This is a genomic window from Microbacterium sp. Bi128 (genome assembly GCF_918698205.1).
This window is the reverse complement of sequence record NZ_CAKKMM010000557.1, coordinates 1-3,143: the sequence shown is the minus strand read 5'-3', so window position 1 is coordinate 3,143 and position 3,143 is coordinate 1. Positions and strand designations below refer to the sequence as shown.

The 3,143-nt window shown below is 63.9% G+C and carries 2 protein-coding genes and 2 pseudogenes; 2 read left to right on the top strand and 2 right to left on the bottom strand.

All coding sequences use genetic code 11. The features are described from left to right. Both LQV45_RS35915 and LQV45_RS35705 read left to right on the top strand, forming a co-directional pair. A pseudogene (locus LQV45_RS35915) lies at positions 1-162 on the top strand (DUF1254 domain-containing protein); the annotation flags it as partial. 16 nt (positions 163-178) lie between these two features. Further along, the gene (locus tag LQV45_RS35705) at positions 179-310 is read left to right on the top strand and encodes a hypothetical protein (RefSeq protein WP_290370295.1); all 132 of its coding nucleotides are present in this window, start codon (positions 179-181) and stop codon (positions 308-310) included. A gap of 747 nt (positions 311-1,057) precedes the next feature. Here the strand turns inward: LQV45_RS35705 and LQV45_RS22825 are convergent. Beyond that, positions 1,058-1,318, bottom strand: a pseudogene (locus LQV45_RS22825) (putative quinol monooxygenase); the annotation flags it as partial. A 45-nt stretch (positions 1,319-1,363) separates the two neighbouring features. Further along, positions 1,364-3,143, bottom strand: a 1,780-nt coding sequence (locus LQV45_RS22820; protein ID WP_230008950.1) for a transketolase, incomplete at its 5' end; no start/stop codon positions are given.

The following is a 3,143-nucleotide window of genomic DNA, read 5'->3' as shown; positions in this document are numbered from 1 at the left end:
GTCAACGCCGGACCACAAGTGCTGCGCGTGCCCGAGATGGCACAACGCTATTACAGCGTGCAGTTCACCGACCCGACCAGCGGCGCCAACTTTGCCTACGTGGGCAAACGCACCACTGGAACCGCTATCGGCGACTTCCTCCTCTGCGAACCCAAATGGCGAGGATACGCCACACGGCATGACACGGATCGACGTGCCCCACCACGCCGCCCTGCTGATCGGTCGGGTCTTCGTCGCCAACGAAGATGACCGCCACACGGCGTACGAACTCGCGAAGCTGATCCAGCTCACGCCAGCAAAAGGAGCGTGAGCATTCGCGAAAACCGATCCCCACGGCTCCGAACTCGCCACCCACAAGGCGCCCGTCGAGGGATCCCTCAACGGACACTTTGGGGGCGGGCCTAGCACGGCGAGGCAGATCCAGGGTCTGCCAAGCGCCAGGGCTGCCATGGTCCGTGGCCCAACAGTGATCGGGACTTGGCAGCGGCGCGTAAGCTGCGGCAGGGGGCAGCCCTTGCACAAACGTCAAACTCCGGGACATCGCCGCATCAGTGGTCGCCTCTCTTTCACAAGACCCGACAGTCCGGACGTATTTCGACGCCTAACTGCTGGGGCTGCACGGTAGCGACGTTGGGCAGACCATCTTCGCCCTATTCACCGACGAAACGGAGTAACCTTGCAGTGAGCCCGGGCGGCTGGATCCCCCAATACAGTCGTCCGGTAACTCATGTTCCCAGAGTCATCGAACCTGGAAATTCCGGGCGGTCCGCCGCTTAGGGCCAACCACCGCAGTCACGCACCAGCGGCGGCCCGCCATCCTTCGCGACACCCTTGAACGATCACAACAGCCGCGTCGCCAGGAGCACCGAAATCCCGTGCCGGCGTTTTAGCGGCGTGCGTATTGGGAAGCCTTCACAAGGCTGCCCGAAGGGCCGTGTGCTGTGGCTCCTCAGGACGAGTCAATAGCGCGACCATTACTGTTCCGGATTCCTCGCGGTGGAGAAGCGGCTTACGGGGGAGTTGTTTTGGTTAGGAAGCGGTATTCGTAAGCGGAACCTCAATCGTGCAGTGGAGATCCGACGACTTCGAAACCCTGGCTGCTCATCGATCCTGACAGCAGCGGCATCGCTTCGGCAATGCTGCTCCGGACCGAGTCCAGTTTCAAGGAGGCCCGGTGGGCGCTCTCGGATATCCACAACTCGGCAACGAACACCGTGTCAGGTTGGGCGTCGTTAATCCCTACTTCGTAGAGGAGGCAACCCAGTTTCGCAAGCCCGTCGGCTCGCCTGGTGAGGAGTTCTATGAGGCCATCGCGCGCGCCCGGCTTGGTGCCGAGAGTCGGGGAGAGAGGCCTGTCGTGGGTCTATGTGGGTCCCGGGGAGCCGCGCCATGACGACCGGCGCGCGTTTGGCCCGACCAGGCGCCGGGCGGCCTCGGCGATATGTTCGGCGTCGATGCCTGCCCAGGCGAGGAGCTCCTGCCCGGTTCCGGACCCGGGCATGCCGTGCACGGCGAGGTGCGTGATGGACAGGTCACTCGGCGGTGCCGTGAGCAGGGCATCCTTGACCGCTGATCCCAGGCCTCCCTCGATGCGGTGGTCTTCGGCGATGATGACGCGGCCCTGTGTCTCGCCGGCGGCGGTGAGCAGTGTTTCTGCGTCTATGGGCTTGAGGGAGTAACAGTCAACGACGCGGGCCCGGATTCCGTCCGCGTCGAGGATGTCTGCTGCCTTAAGCGCTTCATGAAGGGTGACCCCTGCCCCGACGAGGGTAACGTCGTCGTTGCCGGAGGACCGCAGGAGCTTGGAACCGCCGACCGGGAACTGCTCGGAGGCGCTGTACAGGACGGGGTAGGTGCCGCGGGTGGTCCGGAGATAGCTGATGCCGGAAGTTTCCGCCATGCGCTGCACCAGGGTGGCCGTGCTGGTCGCGTCCGCAGGGTACAGGACGGTCGAACCATGCACGGCCCGGAACATCGCCAGGTCCTCCAGCGCCATCTGGGATGGACCATCGGCGCCAATCTCGACGCCGGAGTGCGAACCGCACAGGCGAAGATCGGCGCTCGAGATGGACCCCATGCGGATGAAGTCGTAGGCGCGGGTGAGGAAGGCCGCGAAAGTCGAGGCGAAGGCTTTATATCCCCGGCTGCTCAGTCCCGTGGCGGCGGCGATGAGCTGCTGCTCGGCGATGTACATCTCGAAGAACCGGCCGGGAAATGCCTTCGCGAATTGGTCCGCATGGGTGGAATTGCTGACCTCGCCGTCCAGGGCAACAACGGCGGGATCGATGCCGCCGAGTGCTGCCAAAGCGTCGCCGTAAGCCTTTCGCGTAGCGACCTTCTCGCCCACTGTGTAGCTGGGGAAGGTTGCGCCGGGAGCGTCGATGCGTGCCTTTGACCCTTCTTCCGGAAGAGGGCCCCGCAATGTCAGGGTCCTTGGACCGCCGAGTTCTGCAATAGCCTTCTCGGCCATGTCGGGCGGTAAGGGTTTTCCATGCCAATCCGGGCTGTCTTCGATCTCGGCGAAGCCTTTGGCCTTGATGGTCTTGGCGAGGATGACAACGGGCTTGCCTTCAGGTGCTTCTGCCGCAGTGGAAAAAGCCTCGTCGATGGCGCTGAGATCGTGGCCGTCGATGACGATGGCCTGGGCGCCGAAAGCCTGGACCCGGCGGGCATAGGACTCCATGTCCCAGCCGAGTTCGGTCTCGCCCCGCTGTCCCAGCCGGTTTACGTCGACGACGGTGACCAGGTTGGTCAGGCCATAGTGGGAGGCCTTGTCCAGGGCTTCCCAAATGGAGCCTTCCGCCATTTCGCTGTCGCCACACAGCACCCACACCCGGTAGGGGAGCCGATCCAGGTATTTCCCGGCGAGGGCGACTCCGACGCCGTCCGGAAGTCCCTGCCCCAGCGAGCCCGTCGCGAAATCTACCCATGGCAGTGCCGGCGTCGGATGTCCCTGCAGGCGCTGGCCGAACCGGCGGTAGCCGGTCATGAGCTCATCATCGGAGACGACGCCGACGGCCTTGAAGACCGAATACAGCAGGGGAGAGGCATGGCCTTTGGAGAAGATCAGGTGATCGTTCGTGTCCAGATCCGGGTTGTCCCAGTCGTAGCGCAGATGACGGCTGACCAGGACAGCCAGCAAG